13 protein-coding genes are annotated in these 16832 nt (G+C 66.0%); 7 read left to right on the top strand and 6 right to left on the bottom strand.

The genetic code is table 11. From position 1 onward, the window contains the following. Positions 1 to 2: 2 nt before the first annotated feature. From MTR65_RS12775 to MTR65_RS12790, 4 genes are all read right to left on the bottom strand, one after another. Positions 3 to 2438, bottom strand: a complete 2436-nt coding sequence (locus MTR65_RS12775; RefSeq protein ID WP_243800786.1) for a hypothetical protein — start codon at positions 2436 to 2438, stop codon at positions 3 to 5. A gap of 339 nt (positions 2439 to 2777) precedes the next feature. Further along, the gene (locus MTR65_RS12780; protein WP_243800790.1) at positions 2778 to 4064 is read right to left on the bottom strand and encodes an anaerobic sulfatase maturase; all 1287 of its coding nucleotides are present in this window, start codon (positions 4062 to 4064) and stop codon (positions 2778 to 2780) included. A gap of 91 nt (positions 4065 to 4155) precedes the next feature. Further along, positions 4156 to 4632 (bottom strand): hypothetical protein, encoded by a 477-nt coding sequence (locus tag MTR65_RS12785; protein ID WP_226634893.1) that lies wholly within the window; start codon positions 4630 to 4632, stop codon positions 4156 to 4158. 119 nt (positions 4633 to 4751) lie between these two features. Then, entirely contained in the window at positions 4752 to 5753 is a 1002-nt protein-coding gene (locus tag MTR65_RS12790) for a sterol desaturase family protein (protein WP_243800792.1), read from the bottom strand. Between the two features lie 498 nt (positions 5754 to 6251). On the opposite strand from MTR65_RS12790, the gene MTR65_RS12795 reads away from it, so the two are divergent. Next, positions 6252 to 7823, top strand: coding sequence for a tetratricopeptide repeat-containing sulfotransferase family protein (locus MTR65_RS12795; protein ID WP_243800794.1), 1572 nt, complete (start codon positions 6252 to 6254; stop codon positions 7821 to 7823). 111 nt (positions 7824 to 7934) lie between these two features. Here MTR65_RS12795 and MTR65_RS12800 read toward each other — a convergent pair whose 3' ends face one another. Together MTR65_RS12800 and MTR65_RS12805 are read right to left on the bottom strand one after the other, a co-directional pair. Then, positions 7935 to 10409, bottom strand: a complete 2475-nt coding sequence (locus tag MTR65_RS12800; RefSeq protein ID WP_243800797.1) for a TonB-dependent receptor — start codon at positions 10407 to 10409, stop codon at positions 7935 to 7937. Between the two features lie 134 nt (positions 10410 to 10543). Further along, positions 10544 to 11542, bottom strand: coding sequence for a sterol desaturase family protein (locus MTR65_RS12805; RefSeq protein ID WP_419145048.1), 999 nt, complete (start codon positions 11540 to 11542; stop codon positions 10544 to 10546). Positions 11543 to 12030: 488 nt separating this feature from the next. Between MTR65_RS12805 and MTR65_RS12810 the strand changes: the two genes are divergently transcribed. The 6 genes from MTR65_RS12810 (at position 12031) to MTR65_RS12835 (ending at position 16829) form a co-directional block, all read left to right on the top strand. Then, positions 12031 to 12528 carry a CopG family ribbon-helix-helix protein gene (locus MTR65_RS12810; RefSeq protein WP_148627542.1) on the top strand — a complete coding sequence of 166 codons (498 nt, stop codon included), beginning with the start codon at positions 12031 to 12033 and terminating at the stop codon, positions 12526 to 12528. 238 nt (positions 12529 to 12766) lie between these two features. Further along, on the top strand, positions 12767 to 13849 hold the full coding sequence (locus tag MTR65_RS12815; RefSeq protein WP_243800799.1) for a putative urea ABC transporter substrate-binding protein: 1083 nt from the start codon (positions 12767 to 12769) through the stop codon (positions 13847 to 13849). A gap of 57 nt (positions 13850 to 13906) precedes the next feature. Continuing rightward, positions 13907 to 14722, top strand: coding sequence for an ABC transporter permease (locus MTR65_RS12820; RefSeq protein WP_039390662.1), 816 nt, complete (start codon positions 13907 to 13909; stop codon positions 14720 to 14722). Next, positions 14719 to 15501 carry an ABC transporter ATP-binding protein gene (locus MTR65_RS12825; protein WP_243800800.1) on the top strand — a complete coding sequence of 261 codons (783 nt, stop codon included), beginning with the start codon at positions 14719 to 14721 and terminating at the stop codon, positions 15499 to 15501. Before MTR65_RS12820 ends, MTR65_RS12825 begins: the two co-directional genes overlap by 4 nt. Before the next feature lie 12 nt (positions 15502 to 15513). Continuing rightward, entirely contained in the window at positions 15514 to 16005 is a 492-nt protein-coding gene (locus MTR65_RS12830; RefSeq protein ID WP_039390659.1) for a CopG family ribbon-helix-helix protein, read from the top strand. After that, positions 16002 to 16829 carry an urea amidolyase associated protein UAAP1 gene (locus MTR65_RS12835; protein WP_243800801.1) on the top strand — a complete coding sequence of 276 codons (828 nt, stop codon included), beginning with the start codon at positions 16002 to 16004 and terminating at the stop codon, positions 16827 to 16829. Before MTR65_RS12830 ends, MTR65_RS12835 begins: the two co-directional genes overlap by 4 nt. The last annotated feature ends 3 nt before the right edge of the window (positions 16830 to 16832 follow it).

Consider the following 16832-nt stretch of genomic DNA (forward strand, 5'->3'; position numbering starts at 1 on the left):
GTTCAGGCGCCCTCCGGCCGCAACCGGGCCACCGCCTCGCCATCATCGCGCAGGCGCAGGTAAAGCCCGTCCGCGCCGGGTGCGGGCACCTCCAGGCGCTCCCCCGTAAAGCCCGGGGGCACAGCGCGTGCATCGGCAAAGTCCGCGCCTTGCGCCACGGCGGCGACAAGGAACAGGTTGCGCCCCTGAAGCGTGCAGGGCGCCGCCTTGCCCTTGCCGCAGGCCACCTCGTCGATTGCGGGGAGACGCACCAGCCGCGCCAGGTCCTGCCAGCGTCCCGCCACACCGTTTGCGACGAGCCGATAGCGCAGCGGCCCGAAGCTGCCGGGCGCCAGCGCGCCGGTATCGAGCCTTGCGATCAGCACGCCCGGGCTCGAGGGCATCAATCCCGACCCGATGCCCAGACGCACTGGCTCCGCCGCGCCCTCAAGTGCGACCTCGACCACGGTATCGCGGCCCAGGCGCTGTCCCTGCGCGGCCTGGAGAGAGAAGACAAGCTCCCCACCCGCCGGGAGCAGCGTATCGGAGGTCAGTTCCAGGGGCCGCGTGCCCCGGGCCGGTTCGGGCATGCGCACCGAGCGGGATAGAACCTTCGCATCGGGGCGCGGCGGCGCGATCGTCACCGGCAGGGCCTGCTGGCGCCCATCAGTCAGCAAAACACGGGCCTCCAGCGTTTTACCAGCCTCGGGCATCCCGGCCGCATCCAGGGCGAGGGTCAGCACATCGCGCCCATCACGGCGCTGCAAGGCGCCGGGTTCGAGCGTCTGACCTGCCAGCACGAGGGAACGCACCTGGTCGAGCCGCTGCCCGGTCAAGCGCGCCTCCCCGTCGCCTTCGTGCAGCTGAAGTGTGTCGATCCGGCTTGCCTCGGCCCGAGTCTCCAGCGTCAGGGTGACCGGATCGGCCTCTCCCTGAAGATGCAACGCCAGCTGTACCGGCCCCGGCCGTGCGCCTTCCAGCGGGACGCTCACGGCAAGGCGTTCGGTGTCCTTCACCTCCCACTCCAAGGCCCGGCGCGTGTCACTCCCGGTCAAGGTAATCGCGCTGACGCAGGCCGGAGCAGTGCCTGCAAGAACGGCCGTGCTGTCACGACCGACGACAAGCGTGCCGTTGTCGCCCACCGAGTGCCAGGCCCCGCCCCCGGGGCGCTGCAGCGTGAAGTCGGGCCCCTCGAACGGCGCGAACCCCCAGTTGCCATGAAGGTGCGCGCGCAAGGAACCGGAGAAGGTCGCCGGGATCGCGCGGGCATCGAAGACATAGCCGCCCCGGTCGGCACGCGCGGTGACCGGCACATCCACCGTGCGCCCGTCGGAGGCCGTGATGCGCAGCGCCATCGCGTGCGCAAAGTCGCTCGCATAGACCAGCGGCGCGCCTTCCACCGGCAGCAGGACGTGGCCTTGCGCCGCACAGATCGGCGCCGCGTGCGTGCTGCGCAGGCGCGGCAGGACATCCGCCTCGACAGAGGGCATGCCCACGACCAGCACCGACTTGGGCTTGGTGAAGGAGGGCGCGGTGTTGAGCCGCAGCGCCAGACGGTCCGCCCGCCGCTCGGTCAGCGCGGGGAGATAATCGAACTGCGGGTTGTTGAAGGCCCCGAACAGGCGCGCGATGTCCCGCGCGACACCGATATAGGCGCTGTACGAGCCCGAACCCGCCTGCGGCGTCGCGCTCAACTGCAGGGCCAGATCGGTCGGTGCGCCCGCCAGCGTATCGGCCAGCGAACTGGTGTGGACATCGCTCAGGACCAGCGCGCCGCGCCCCTCGATCAGGCACGCGGCCTGCTCCTCCAGCACCTTGTCGAGACAATCGGCCTGGAGGCGCATGCCGAGGCTGGAGGCGAGCACCGGAGCGACCTTGCGCAGAGCTTCGGGGTTGCGGTCCCCCTGCGCCCGGATCGAGGCCATGAAGGCTTCCAGCCGCGCATGGTCGAGCGAGGCCTCGTAAAGCTCACCGCCCGCGCGCACGAATTCGCCGGGCTTTCCCTGTACCGCATCCTCCAGCACGCCTTGCGCGCCTTGCGTGCGCGGAACCATGAGCACCACCATCTGCTGCGCGCCCTCCGGCACGGTGAGGTGCAGGGTGTTGTCCTTCTCCTTGTCCTTCCAGCCCTGCCCGGTGGCGATCCAGTCATCGGGCGGCGGGTTGACCGCGCCGCGCAGGAACGCGGCAACGAACAGGAAATCACGCAGCCTGTCGTCGGGATCCTCGCTTTTCGGCAGGTGCAGGGTCACCTCGTCCCCGGCCAGAAGGCTCGGCACCTGCGCGGCGGGCAGCGTCGTGTCCCCGCGCGTCACCTCCATCACCATCTCGGGACCGCGCAGCTCGAAGCCCGGGCCACCACTGCTGGCCGCCTGCGCAGAGGCGCCCCAGGACAGCGCAAGCGCGGAGGCCGCGCAAAGCGCGCGCGGCAGACGTCGGGAACGGAACAAGGTCAACACGGGCAAGAGCGATCCGAAAGGGCATCCGGCGCGGTCTGCGCATCGGGGCCGCAGCCACGACGCCCAAGGCGCGGAAGAACAGGGAATGTCCCACACCTAGAAAGCCGCGCGTGGCCCCGTCAAGGTGCGTGCCGGTCCGCCCGTCGTGGCGAGCCCGCCGCTGGGCGCAGATGCCGGAAGGCTGCACAAGGGAATAGAAAAGAATTATACAAGGGGTCATCACCCCTTGACCCCAGAATGGGCGCCCTCACCTTTCTCAGCCAAGGCAGCGCGTGCAAGGTGGGGTCGACAGTTCGGGGAGCCCGAGGGCGATGGCCCTCGGATCCGGTCTTCTACGTTCTACGCCAGCGCACGTACCTGCGCCGGGCTCATCGCCATGATCGGGTCGAGCGGCTGCCCTGCCATCACCCGCTGGGCAATCGCGCTCAGCCAGGGCGTGATGTGGCGGAAATAGCGCTCGTAACCCCGGCATAGATAGTTGAGCCCCGCTTCCCCGTCGCGCATGCGGGTGAATCGATGCTTGGGGCAGCCTCCCCAGCACAGTGTCAGCTGCGCGCAGGAGCGGCACTTGCCCGGCAGATCGCGCCACTTGGCCTCGCCGAACGCCTGCTGGCGCGTGGACAGGACCATGTCGGCAATGCTGTCTTCGGCAAGGTTGCCCAGGCGATAGTCGGGATAGACGTAGTGGTCACAGGAATAGACATCGCCGTTGTATTCGCTCGCCAGGGCGTGCCCGCATTGCTTCTGGTGCAGGCACACCGCACCCGGCTGGCCCATGTACGAGGCCAGCGCCCACTCGATGTTCATCACGAAGATGTGCCCGATATCGGCCTTGCGCCAGCGGTTGAACACGCCAACGAGAAAGTCGCCCCAGGCCTCGGGCAGAACCGCGAAGGGCGCAACCTGCGGGGACTTGCCGTGCGCAGGGGACGCGCCGGGGCCTTCGAGGTCGAAGCCCTGCGCGGCGTAATCGCGCCCGGCCATACGCTCGACCACAGGGGTGAACTGGATGAACTCGACACCTGCGGCCTTCAGAAAGTCGTAGATCGCCTGAGGCTGGCGCGCGGAATGGCGGTCCACACAGGTCAGCACGTTGTAGTCGACACCATGGCGCTGCAGCCGTTCCAGCGCTGCCATCACCAGGTGGTGCGAAGGCGCACCCGAACGGTAACGGCGGTAGCGGTCATGGACCTCGGCCGGCCCGTCGAGGCTGAGGCCGACGAGGAAGCGCTCCTCGGCCAGAAAGCGCGCCCAATCCTCGTCGATCAGGATGCCGTTGGTCTGGAGCGTGTTGGTGACCGGACGTCCGGCGGCATACAGCTTCTGCAACCGTACCGCCTCGCGGAAGAAAGGCAGGCCCTGCAAGGTCGGTTCGCCGCCTTGCCAGGCAAAGAGCGGCGTTGCCTCGGGCGGTGTCGATGCGAGCACATTGCGCACGTAGGCGTCGAGCACCTCGGGGGCCATCCGACGCTTGGCGGGACGCTCGTAGAGCGCTTCCTTCTCCAGATAGAAGCAGTAGTCGCAGTCAAGATTGCAGGCCGGGCCGCTCGGCTTGGCCAGAAGATGAAACTGTGCGGTTCGTGCCGCGCCGGTCCCCATGCCAGTAGGTGTCTCGACCGTCGCCATGCTGCGTATTCTCCCTCGCTCCTCGCGGCGAAGACTAGCATGGCGGCGGGCCAGCAAACCCGACATGGATCAAGAAACAGCGCTTTTCCGGTCAGGAGTGGGCGGGAGCGCCCATGTCGCCGTTCACCTCGCCTGCGATGCGGCGGCGCAGTTCGGCCCGGAACAGGCGCGGTTCGAGAATGCGCCCCACCACGTAGAGGAACGCGAAGATCCCGGTGAAGACGAAACTGGGCGTGCGCGATTCCTCGAGCAGCCAGGCAACGCCGAGGAAGAAGAAGGGCAGGCAGAAGCAGAACATCAACGCCGGGCTGTGCATGTCCCAGGCGAGCGAGCGCCCCTCGCCTTCGTGGCGCACGTTCAAGGTGCCGCTCTTGTAGATCGACATCTTGTCCTGCGAGAGCGGGTCCTTCTTGCGGAAGGTCAGAGCATCGTTCTCGATCTCGTAGCTGGTGCCGGCCACCTGGAACAGGCTTTCAAGGCGCGCGAAGATCTCCGAGGCGGGCGCGGCGGTGTCGAGCGGGAGCGACCCGCGCACGCGCCAGATGGTGTCGATAAGAGGCAAGTTCACGCGAAGGGTACTCCCGGGGTGGCGTACGGCGGACATGGCTGTCCTGCGGACCGGCGCACCGGTCACGAAAAACGATAAGGGGCGCAGGCGGGCGCCCCGCAAAGGGCGCCCGGCCAGCATCATTCGGCAGGTACGGTCGAGCCCGAGGCGCCCGGATGCAGGCGGCGCTGGACGAAGGCCTTGCTGGTCTTCCAGGCCTCGGTGAAGGGGTAGTGCATCTGCTCCCAGATCGACATGCGGCGGCCGCCTTCCATGCCAAGCACTTCCGCCTCGCCATCGACACAGGTGCCGAAGATGCGGTCGAGGAAGATGTAGGTGTTGCAGTAGTTGCTGCGGCTGCCCTCGAAGTCCTGCGAGTGGTGCACGCTGTGGTGTTCGGTCGTGTTGAACACATAGCCCCACCAGCGCGGCGTGTTGAAGCGGATGTTGGCGTGCTGGTAGATGCTGATCGCCATGCCCAGCGAACCGGCGAGCAGCGCGGCGCGCGGCAGGAAGTCGAAGAAGCCGCCGATGCCAAGACCGATCAGGAAGATCTCGATGGGGCTGCCGATCGATCCCTTGTTGATGTTGAGCTGGGTAATGTAATGGTGGACCGAGTGGGTCAGCCACAGCGGGTACCAGTTGTGCATGCCGCGGTGCATCCAGTAGTAGCAGATGTCCGCGAAGAGCGTGATCAGGAAGGCCTGGAGCAGGAGCGGCATATCCGTGAACCAGGCGAACTTTTCCCAGTTGAAGGCGGCCAGGATGTGTTCGGCCCAGACATCGCTGCCAAAGTGCTTACCCACGGCACGGATCAGCGTGTAGGCGATGGCGACGTAGAACAGGTCAACGACCAGTTCCTTCCAGGTGAGACGCCAGCTCTGGTAGCGCGGGCTCACCCACTCCAGCACGTAGAGCAGCGCCTTGAAGCCGATGCCGATGCCGATCGCGGTCGAGGTCTTGGCAATGGAATCGGGCGCGTACATCCAGAACAGCACGAGCGCGACAAGCACCGCGGGCTGAAACCAGGTGAAGATGAAACGCTTTACCGGGCCACCTTGGACCCGGCCGAGGTTTTCCCAGCCGATAGTGACGGGAGAGTCAGCCCCGATGATACGTTTTCCTACGCGAACTCCGTCCATATTACCTACCCCCGTAATACGCAGCCAATCGTTCTAGTAATACTGAATACAGGTATCGTAATAATCGATTCTGCAGCTGTCCATGCCCAAATGGACCTGGGGCGCATATTATTGCCGCAGCACTGTTTTTTCCGGTTTTCTTGGTGCGCCGAGGGGCACCGGCAGGCACAAAATGCGTAGAATCCCGGAGTTTGCGCCCGACCACCTGACTGGCCGGATCGCCCGCTCCCTGAACGCGAAGCGTCTCACGAAGCCCCCTTGCGCGCAAGACCGGGGCGGCAAGCCCTTGGACCGCCTTGCAAACCCGACGGTGCAACCGCCTCCCCGCATAACCGATTCGCGCGCGTCCGCGCGCACGTGGCGCCCGCTACGGGTGGACTCGGCCTGACATGCGCAAAGGCAATTGCCGCCTCCCGCCTGCCCGGTTAGGCTCCGATAAACAGGCGCCGCGCCGTCGCGCGGGACCGGAGCACCCCCGCGACAGCGAACAAGGATGCCATGACACTCGAAGACCAGGCTCGCGCGGCCCTGCGACGCGGCGACATCGCCGGAGCCGCCACTGCTGCGCAGACTCTCTGCCAGAGCGCCCCCAGCGACCCCGCAGGTCCATTCCTGGTCGGGATGGCCGCGGCGGAAAGCGGGCAATTCGGCAAGGCGCGTCCCCTGCTCCAGCGCGCAGCACAGATGGCGCCCGGCAACGCCGAGTATCTCGCCCAGCTGGCCAAGACGCTGATCCTGCTGCGCCGCGATGGCGAGGCGGGCGAAGTCGCCGCGCGCGCGCTGGCGCTCCCCTGCACGGATCCGCTCGCGCTCGACACGCTGGGCTGCGTGCTGGCGCGGCTGGGCGACCACGAAGCCTCGCTTGCCCCCTTCACCGGCGCGGTGGAGGTCGCACCCGACAACCTCGACTACCGCTACAACCTTGCCGCGGCGCTGGGCTTTACGGGAAAAGTCGAGGAGGCGCGCACGCATTACGAGACGATCCTCGCCGCCGATCCCGGCAATGCGCGGGTGCATTACGCCCTTTCGATCCTGAAACGCCAGACGCGCGAGGCCAACAATGTGGCGCGCCTTGAAAACGTGCTCGCCAGCGCCCCGCCGCCCGGCGACACGCTGCGCCTGCGCTACGCGCTGGCCAAGGAACTGGAGGACATAGGCGCCCCCGCCGAAGCCTTCGCGCAGCTTCGCGCCGCGAACACCGCGCACAAGCGCGCGACGGGCTATGACTTTGCGCAGGATGCGGCCATCTTCGAGGCCCTGGAAGCGCTCTTCCAGCGCACCGACACCGCGCTCGCCACCCAGCCGGGCTGCCCCGATGCCGCCCCGATCTTCGTGGTCGGCATGCCGCGCACGGGCACCACGCTGGTCGACCGTATCCTCTCCTCACACCGCGACGTGGAGGCGACCGGCGAGCTGCAGGCGATGCCGCTGGCGGTGAAGCAGATGGCCCGCACGCCCTCGCGCCAGGTCATCGATGCCCCGACGATCGCGGCAAGCGCGCACTGCGCGCCCGCAGCCATCGGTGAGGCCTACCTTGCCCGCGCGCGCCATCATCGGCGCAGCAAGACGCCCCGCTTCACCGACAAGCTGCCCGCCAATTTCCTTTATATCGGCCACATCCTGCAGGCGCTGCCGAACGCCAGGATCGTGTGCCTGCGCCGCGGCGCGATGGACACGGTCTGGAGCAACCTGCGCAACCTGTTCGCCACGACGTCGGCCTACTACGCCTACTCCTACGACCTCATGGACACGGCGCGCTACTACGCACGTTTCGATGCGCTGATGGCGTTCTGGGAGACGCGTTTTCCGGGACGGGTACTCCAGTTCGGCTACGAGGCGCTCGTCGACAACCAGGAGGAGGAAACCCGCCGCCTCCTGGCCCATTGCGGGCTCGACTGGGATGCGGCCTGCCTCGACTTCCACCGCAACACCGCCGCCGTCGCGACCCCCAGCGCCGCGCAGGTGCGCCGCACGCTCAACCGCGACGGGATCGGGCGCTGGAAGACCCACGCCGCCGACATGGAGAAGGTTGCCGCCTTCTTCCACGCGCGCGGCATCCCGCTCGACTGAGCACAGGCGCGCCCGAGCGGCGCCCCTCGCCAGCACGGCGCAGCAAAAAGGGCGCGGCACCCGATGGTACCGCGCCCTTCTCTATTCAGGGGCCAACTTCAGATCAGTGCGTCAGAAGCGCACGGTGCCCTGCACACCGATGGTGCGCGGCTGGGCCACCGAGCGCGCGTAGTAGCGCGAGATCACCCCGTCGTTGATCAGATTGCGGCGGGTGAGGTCGTTGCTGACGCCGGTCACCGCGTAGGTATCGAAGATGTTGGTCGCGAACACACCCACGTCGAAACGGTCGGTCTTGTAGGTGATGTTGGCCTGGTGCATCCAGTAATCCGGCAGCTTCTCGCCGCCGCCACGGCTGCCCACGCGGGTCAGGATGTTCCCGGTATAGGTCGCAGTCCAGCCGAAGTTGAGCGCGTTGTCACCCACCGGCATCTCGTAGGTCGCCCCGATCGCGCCCTTGTTCTTGGCCGAGCCGGGCAGACGGTCGCCCGAGAAGGCACCGACAAGATCGCCACCGGCAATCGAGAGCAGGGCAGGCACGTCCTCGGTCAGGTGCGCATCAAGGTAGGAGTAGTTGCCGCGGATCGAGAGGCCGGGCAGCGGCTGCGCCTGGAACGAGACGTCGATGCCCTTGGAGACCGCCTTGCCGCCGTTCGAGGTGATGCCGATGGCACCGTAGGTGGTCTGACCGTCAAGCTGGATGCCGTCCCAACCGACGTGGAAGGCCGCCAGCGTGAGCATCAGCTTGTTGTCGAACAGCTGAGCGCGCATGCCGATTTCGGCGTTCTTGGTCTCGTCGGGACCGTAGTCGAGTTCGTTGGGCAGGGCGCACAGCGTCTGGCCGTTCTGCTCACCACCGGCTTCGTGGATGTCGATGACTTCCTGGCTGCACGGCGCCACGCGGTTCACGCCGCCGATGCGGTAGCCGGTCGACCAGGTGCCGTAGACCATGAATTCGGGCGTGATGTTCCACGAAGCGTTGATCTTGTAGACGAGGCCGTCCTTCGAAGTACTGCCCGAGCGCGAGCTGTAGTCGTCGGCCCAGAGCGGCAGGTAGGAGCCGCCATTCACCCAGGCATCGTACTTGTAGTAGCGCAAGCCCCCGGTGACCTGCAGGTCATCGGTGAAGTGCACCGTCGCCTCGCCGTAGAGGCCCTTCTCGTCGTTGGTCGAGCGCACGAACGAGGAGTACTCATGCGCGTAGCCGTCCACCGAAGGGTCGGTCTCGAGGTCGGTGCCCCAGTTCTCGTTCGCCCATTCGGGGAAGCCGGGGACGTACTCGTCGTAGTTCGAGCGGTACGACTGGCGGTTCCAGAAGGCACCAGCCACGAAGCTGAACGGTCCGTCGAAGGTCGAGACGAAGCGCAGCTCGTTGGTGAAGGCGTGCTCCTTCTGGTTCGACTGGTTGTAGCTCGAGAAGCCGGGGAAATGTTCGTAGTCGTAGTCGAGGTCGATCAGGAGGTCGGTGTTGTCGCCCTGATACTCCGACTTGCGCTGGGTATAGGCCGAGACGAACACCACGTTGACCGCGTCCGCGACGTTGCCCTCGACCTCGAGCGAGAGGAGGTCGCCGCTGCGCTTGGCCGGCTCCATGTAGCGCCAGGGCGCCTCGTAGCGGCCCTCACCCACGACACCACCGCCATTGGCCGAACGGCCGTCGGTCTTGGTCTCCTGATGCGCGTAGGTCACGTAGACCTTGAGATCGTCGGCGTAGAAACCAAGCTGGTTGCGGGTGGTGAAGGTGCGCTCGAAGTTGAGATCCTTGCCGCGCGTGAAGTTCGCGTCCTGGTCCGCCTCGCTGCCGAGCGGATTGTCGACGCCGCCCGGCTGCGGAATGGACGTTCCCGGCTCCTGCAGCAGGTAGGGATAGTCGATGAAGCCCGGGTTGAAGTAGTAGCCGGTCGCCGAGCGGAACGCGATCGTGTCCTCCACGATCGGCACGTTGACGACGCCGTAGCCGTTGTAGCCGGTGTCGCCCGAGTGGGCCATGTCAAAGACGCGGCCGCTGCCCTCGAACGAGAATTCGCTGGCGTCGGGGCGGTTGGGCATGTTGCGCATGGCGCCAGCCAGCGTGCCCAGACCATAGAGCGTGCCCTGGGGCCCAAGCAGCGTTTCCACGCGGTTGATGTCGATCAGCTTGAAGTCGTAGTACATGGGCACTTCACCCAGGTACATGCCGACGGCCGAGTTCGAGTTGTCACCGGCCGTGGCCGATGTGTCGCTGGCCGACAGGCCGCGCATGACAATCGTGCCTGCGCCGCGCGGACCGTTGTCGAGGATCGTCACACCCGGCGTGAAGGCGCCCAGGTTGCGCATGTCGTCGATGTGCTGTTCCTGCAGATCATCACCGCTGATCGCGCTGATGTTGATCGGCGTTTCCATGATCGTGGTGTCGCGGCGGGTGGCCGAGACGACGATCGCCGAGCCGACCAGCGCAGGCGCATCGGCAGCCGCCGCGGCGCTCGCCGGAGCTGCGACATCCGCCGGTGCGTCGGCCGCCTCATCGGCCAACGCGGGCGAGGCCAGCGCCGCGCAGGTAATGCCGGTCGCGCACAAGAGCCCGGCCTTGAATTGTCCCCGAATTGACATGCAAACCCCCTGTAGATTTTAGTTAAAGCTTGCCCGTTCCCTGACAGCACGCCGCCAGGGCCGGATCCGAATGGTTGGTGGAATGAAGACCCGGCGCACACGGGATGCTGCGCGCGCCGGATGCGCCCGGCGCGTTACGGCTGGCCGGTCGACGCCTTCGTGGTCTTGGTCGTGCTGCGCAGGCGATCGATCACCGGCTGGAAGGGAAACAGGAACTGCTCCCGGATCGTGAGGCGCCGCAGGTCGTCCTGGCCGACCACGGTGGCCTCACCCTCACGGTAGGTGCCCATCAGGCGATCGAGCAGGATGAGCGAATTGGCGTAATTGCAGCGCGTGCTCTCGTAGTCGGTCGAGTGATGCAGGCTGTGGTGGCGGATGGTGGTGAAGAAGAAGGAATAGAACGCCGGCGGGTTCGAACGCACGTTGGCATGGGCGTAGGTCGAGACAACGCCGAGCACGTTGAAGGCGCAGAACACCGCAACCGCGTCGAAATCGAAGAAGGCAAGGACGCTCAGACCGATCAGGAACAGCTCGATCGGGTTGCCGACATAGCCCTTCATTGCATTGAGCTGGGTGACGTGATGGTGCGGGGCATGGGTCAGCCAGAACGGCGTCGAATTGTGCATCAGGCGGTGCATCCAGTACTGCCCGAACTCGAACAGGACCATGACCATCACGACCTGCACGAGGAACGGCAGTTCCCCCGCCCAGGGCGTCGCGATGCCGAGCGATTCCTTGAGCGCGAACAGCGGACCATCGCCCGCCACTTCGACCAGCCAGCCGATGGCGGTGTAGCCCAGCACCACATAGAAAACGTCGGTCGCGAATTCGCGGCCGTTCATGCGCCAACCTTCGTGGCGCTCGAAGGCCCACTCGAGAAGTTGCACGAACGCCGTCACCGCAAGACCGGCAATAACCAGCGACCAGGGGCTCTGCGTCAGCGAGGCGGGCGCGAACATCCAGAAGAGAACGACGGCAAGAACCGTGAAGGGCGGAAGAAGGTCAACCAACAGAGCCTTGAAACCCGTCGCGCGCGGCGCCGGTGCAAAGTCAATTCCGACAGCCGAAGCGTTGGAAGACACTGGTTCGTGCTCCTCGTGGCAATCCGGACTGAAGGTCGGCGTTCGAGCCATTACGAATCTCCCTCATCGCGCCGAAATACGGCGCAACCCTTGCGTTCTCCTCCCCGTGTCCAAGCTCGCTCTGAGTGGCGAATACGGACACGGTATTGATATTACAGATTGCGTCAAGAGTATTAATTCGCGTCTGCAACATTGCGCATTAAAAAGTCGTAAGTCCCGGAAATGCTTGGCTGCACACCCTTGCTGGCGCGTACGAAACGGTTTGCAACGCTCCCGTTTTGCCGCGCGAAAGCCCGATTCGCCGCACTCTGGCGAGTTGCTGTGCCCCTTATGCCACACCCGGATGCGAGTGGCCTTCCGGGCGCCTCACCCCGAACATGACCACCCGCACCGCCTTGATATTACCGAAGAGCGAACGTGGTAATATTGCCGATGGACAAGCCGAATACTTTTCGCGATTGAGGAGAGACAGCGCGCCCGATCCTTCGAGGATGCCTTGCCCCGGCGCGGGCCCCAAGACGAGACGAGTTGAGAGACCGATGAGCACCGAACTTGCCCGCCTCAGCATGAGCCTGCCCGCCGACCTGTTCCGCCAGCTCGACATCATGGTCGAGGAACGCGGTCTGCCCTCCCGCTCGCAACTGATCGCGGAGCTGATCCGCCACTCGCTTGCCAAGCACGAGGCGCGCACCCGTCCCGACGAGATGCTCGCAGGCACGATCACCATTGTCTATCGCGGCGACCGGGGCCGTGTGCGCCAGCAGCTTGCCGAGCGCCAGACCGAGTTCCTCAAGGAAGTGATCTCCTCGCAGCATGTATTCCTGGAGGACGACCAGTCCCTCGAGGTGCTGCTGGTCCAGGGCCCGGCCGTGCGCCTGGCCGACCTGGCCGATGCGCTGCGCGGCATCCGCGGCGTCAGCCAGCTCGAGCTTGTCACCACCACCGCGCTGCTGCCCCCACTGCACGAGCAGGACGGCCTGGAGGCCGCGACCTCGGCGGTGACCGGGAAAGCCGCGCGAGGCGCCGAAGCGGCCTGAACGCGCCCCGTCGCGCACGGACAACGATCGTGTGCAAAGAGAAACCCCACCGGGTTGGATAGGGGCTCAAAGGCGCAGAAATGCGCGCCGGAAGCCGTATCCTATGCGCATCATCTCAGGTGACGACCTGTCAGCACCGCGCCCGCCACGGTATTACACAATCTTCACGACGTAATACATTTTGGATGGACAAGCCCTTCCAGACGCGCAATGTTGCGCTGCGAAAGGGGACTGATTCATGCTCGCATCCATCCGCAAGGCCGCCGCCCTCGCCGTGACCACCGGAGCGCTCTTCACCGCTTCGTGCTCCGGGCCTGCGGACGCGCCCGAGACCCCGCGCACCGAATTCAACATCGGCTGGTCGATCTACGCCGGCTGGATGCCCTGGCCCTATGCCCAGCAGGCCGGCATCGTGAAGAAGTGGGCCGACAAGTACGGCATCACGATCAACATCGTGCAGGTCAACGACTACGTCGAATCGGTAAACCAGTACACCGCGGGCAAGCTCGACGGCGTGACGGTCGCCAACATGGACGCGCTCACCATCCCGGCCGCTGGCGGCAAGGACACCAGCGCGATCATCGTGGGCGACTACTCGAACGGCAACGACGGCGTGCTGCTCAAGAACGCATCGGATCTCAAGGCGATCAAGGGCCAGCCGGTCAACCTGGTCGAGCTTTCGGTCTCGCATTACCTGCTCGCCCGCGCGCTCGAATCGGTGAACATGACCTTGCGCGACGTGAACACCATCAACACCGCCGACGCCGACATCGTGGGCGCCTTTGCCAGCACCGACGTCAAGGCCGCAGTGGCCTGGAACCCGCAGCTCTCCTCGATGAAGGCGCAGGACGGCGCCAACGAGGTGTTCAGCTCGGCGGATATTCCCGGCGAAATCCTCGACCTTCTCGTTGTCGACACCAAGACGCTGAAGGCCAACCCCAAGCTCGGCAAGGCGCTGACCGGCATCTGGTACGAAACGGTCGCGCTGATGCAGCAGCAGAATGACGCCGGCAAGGACGCGCGCGCGGCCATGGCCAAGCTCGCCGGTGCCAGCCCCGCCCAGTTCGACAGCCAGCTTGCCACCACCCACCTTTACGCCGATCCGGCCGAGGCGGTGAAGGCAACCGACGATGCTGCGCTTGTCACCACCATGACCCGCGTGCGCGATTTCAGCTTCGAGCAGGGCCTGTTTGGCGGTGCGCCTTCGGCCGACACCGTGGGCATGTCCTTCCCCGGCGGCAAGACGCTGGGCAATGCGCAGAACGTCACGCTGCGTTTCGACGACAGCTTCATGAAGATGGCGGCCGACAAGAAGCTCTGATCGGCCGCTTCCCTTCTCTTCCCCCCGAAAAATCGAACCTGAGGTGAGGCGCCGCTTATGCGTTGGGTGAATCGCCAGGTCGGCCGGAGCAACCGGATTTTCCTCGGATCGCTGCCGATCCTGCTCCTCGTGCTGACCTACCTGTTCCTGGCCGTCCAGCGGCACGAGGCCAACCCGGCCGACAAGATCCTGCCGCTTCCCTCGGCCATGGTCTCGAGCATGTCCGCGCTCATCATGGAGCCGGACAAGCTCTCCGGGCAGTTCATCTTCTGGGCCGACACGCTGGCGAGCCTCCAGCGCCTGGGCATCGGCCTTGGCATCTCGACGCTGATGGCGCTCGCCGTCGGCCTCGTGCTCGGCATCCTGCCGCCTGTGCGCGCCACCTTCGGGCCGCTGGTGACGGGCATCGCGGTGATCCCCCCGATTGCCCTCCTTCCCATCCTTTTCATCGCGCTCGGCCTTGGCGAGACGGCCAAGGTGGCGCTGATCGTGGTGGGCATTGCGCCGGTCATGATCCGCGACGTCGCCGCCCACGTTCAGGCGCTCCCGCGCGAACTCATCATCAAGGCCCAGACGCTGGGCGCAAGCAGCTGGCAGGTGATGATCCGCGTCGCGCTGCCCCAGGCCATGCCGCGCCTGATCCAGGCGATCCGTCTGGCGCTGGGCCCGGCCTGGGTGTTCCTGATCTCGGCCGAGGCCATCGCGTCGGACGTCGGGCTTGGCTACCGCATCTTCCTGGTCCGCCGCTATCTCTCGATGGACGTGATCCTGCCCTACGTCGCCTGGATCGCGCTCCTTGCCATCGCCATCGACTTCGTCCTCGTCACGATCAGCAAGCGCGGCTTTGCCTGGGCCCATGGAGACGACCATTGAGCAGCCTTCTCAGCCTCCGCAACGTCTGGGTCGAGTATGGGGACAAGGTCATCATCGAGAACCTCAGCCTCGACATCGAGGAAGGGTCCTTCGTTTCGGTGGTCGGCCCCTCGGGCGCTGGCAAGAGCAGCTTCCTGCGCCTGATCCTGGGCCAGGAAGGCCCGAGCCGCGGACAAATCCTGCTCGACGGCACGCCGCTGCCGCCCGAATGCGGGCCCGACCGCGGTGTCGTCTTTCAGCGCTATTCCACCTTCCCGCACCTGACCGCGCTGCGCAACGTCATGTTCGGGCACGAATGCGACGGCGCGCCCTTCTCCGCCCGCCTGTTCGGTTCGGCCAAACGCAAGGCCCGCGAGGAAGCGGCCGAGATGCTGACCGCGGTGGGCCTCGGCGCCAATCTCGACAGCTATCCGGCGCAGATGTCTGGCGGCATGCAGCAGCGTCTGGCGATTGCTCAGGCGCTCATCAAGCGCCCGCGCATCCTGCTTCTAGATGAGCCGCTCGGCGCGCTCGATCCGGGCATCCGCGCGGACATGCACGAGCTTATCTCGCGGCTGTGGCGCGACTATTCGCTGACCATCGTCATGGTCACCCACGACATCCGCGAGGCCTTCACCCTGGGAACCCGTGTGCTCACGCTCGACAAGCGCCGCCACGATCCCCAGGCGCCGCACCGTTACGGCGCGACGGTGGTCTACGACCTGCCGCTCGACAAGGAGAATGCGCAGGTCACCTACCACGCCGAGCGTATTACTATTGACGAAGTTCGTAATAACTGAGAGACCAGAGGCATGAGCTCCGAATCCGCTTCCCTTGCCCGTCTCAGCATGAGCTTGCCCGCCGAACTGTTCCGGCAGCTCGACGTGATGGTGGCGGAACGGGCCCTGCCCTCGCGCTCGCAGCTGATCGCCGAGCTGATCCGCCAGGCCCTGGCCGAGCACGAGTCCCTGTTCCGTCCCGACGAGATGCTCGCGGGCACGATCACCATGGTCTACCGCGGCGAGCGCGGGCGCATGCGCCACCAGCTCTTCCGCACCCAGTCCGGCTTCCTGAAGGAGATCATCTCCTCGCAGCACATCTTCCTCGAACACGACCGTTCGCTGGAAGTGCTCCTGGTGCAGGGCCCCTACGCCCGCCTCAAGGAGCTGTGCGACGCGATCCGCCGCCTGCGCGGCCTTCAGCAGCTCGAACTGGTGACCACCACCTCGCTTCTGCCGCCGCTCCACAAGCAGGACCGCGGCGCCCCCGACACGCCCCCTCACATTCCCGGAGCGCATCCATGACACAGACCCTGGAAAATCCCCTGGCCGCGCGCGACCATGCCCGCAGCATGGAAGGCACCGTGGTGGAAAGCATGCCCGTGCTGCCGCCGGTGGCCGACGATCTTCCCGCCGGCATTTCGCCCAGCGACCTCGTCTGGGAAGAGACCATCGCGGCGGGCGGCTATGCCACGCGGCGCCTCTCGCGCGGCTCGCGCCTGCGCCTTATCGACCTCAAGGGCGATGCCTGCGCCTCGCTCCTGATCTTCAACGCCGAGATGCCCAGCGAACGACTCAACGTCGCCGATACCGTCAAGGTCCAGTGGAACGCCTATCTGGAGAAGGGCCGTCTGCTCCTCTCCGACATGGGCCGCGTGCTGATGAGCCTGGTCGAGGACGAAGCCGAGACGCACGACTGCTTCTGCGGTGTCTCCAACGCGAAGCTGAGCGCGGCCAAGTACGGCAAGGGCCAGGAGCCCGCCCCCTACTTCTCCAACGGGCGCGACCGCTTCCTGAACGGGGTGGCCAAGCATGGCCTGGGCCCGCGCGACGTGCACCCGTGCGTCAACCTGTTCAAGGGCGTGCGGGTTGAGGACGACGGCGTCGTCACCCCCCTCACCGGCCCCTTCGATGCCGGGCGCAGCGTGATCCTGCGCGCGGAAATGGACGTGATCGTGGTGATCGCCAACTGCCCCCACGTGATGGACCCGCGCGAGGAATGGTCGTGCACCCCCCTTCGCGCGACCGCCTGGCGCGGGCCCATCACGCCCGAGGACGATGCAGTTCGCAACGCCACGCCCGAAGGCCGCCGCGCCTTCCTCAATGTCGAAGACTACTTCCGTCGCTGAAAG

The organism is Novosphingobium mangrovi (genome assembly GCF_022818885.1).
Classification (GTDB): Bacteria; Pseudomonadota; Alphaproteobacteria; order Sphingomonadales; family Sphingomonadaceae; genus Novosphingobium; species Novosphingobium mangrovi.